The organism is Bradyrhizobium sp., assembly GCF_016462955.1.
In the GTDB taxonomy this organism is placed as follows: domain Bacteria; phylum Pseudomonadota; class Alphaproteobacteria; order Rhizobiales; family Xanthobacteraceae; genus Bradyrhizobium.
Genome location: NZ_JAEMSD010000560.1, coordinates 1 through 447, shown reverse-complemented (window position 1 = coordinate 447; position 447 = coordinate 1). Strand labels below are relative to the sequence as shown.

The 447-nt window shown below is 59.7% G+C and carries 1 protein-coding gene; it reads left to right on the top strand.

The features are described from left to right. Positions 1–139: 139 nt before the first annotated feature. Positions 140–447, top strand: a 308-nt coding sequence (locus JHD07_RS34345; protein WP_291630240.1) for a DnaB-like helicase N-terminal domain-containing protein, incomplete at its 3' end; no start/stop codon positions are given.

Below are 447 nucleotides of genomic sequence, written 5' to 3'. Positions count from 1 at the left end.
GGCGCATGCTGGGGCCGCCAATCATCCACCGCTTTAATGATCGGTTGATAGCGGTCAGCTTTTGCTTCCGCTTTCGACGGCAGCGGCGCTTTATCCCGGCCCCGCATCTGCCCAAGAAAATTGCTAAGCACGTCCGACCATGGCCCTGACTGATTCGAACGTTCTCAAGCTCGCGCCCGATGCCGGAACTCCCGCGTATCGGAGCGCTCCGCATAACATCGAAGCGGAACAGAGCCTTCTGGGCGCCATCCTGGTCAACAACGACGCCTTCTACAGAATCTCCGACTTCCTGGAGGCGAAGCACTTCTTCGAGCCGCTGCATCAGACCATCTTCGAAACCGCCGGCAGCCTGATCCGGATGGGCAAGATCGCAACGCCGGTCACGCTGAAGACATTCCTGCCCGCCGATACCGACGTCGGGGGCATGACCATCGGACAATATCTGGC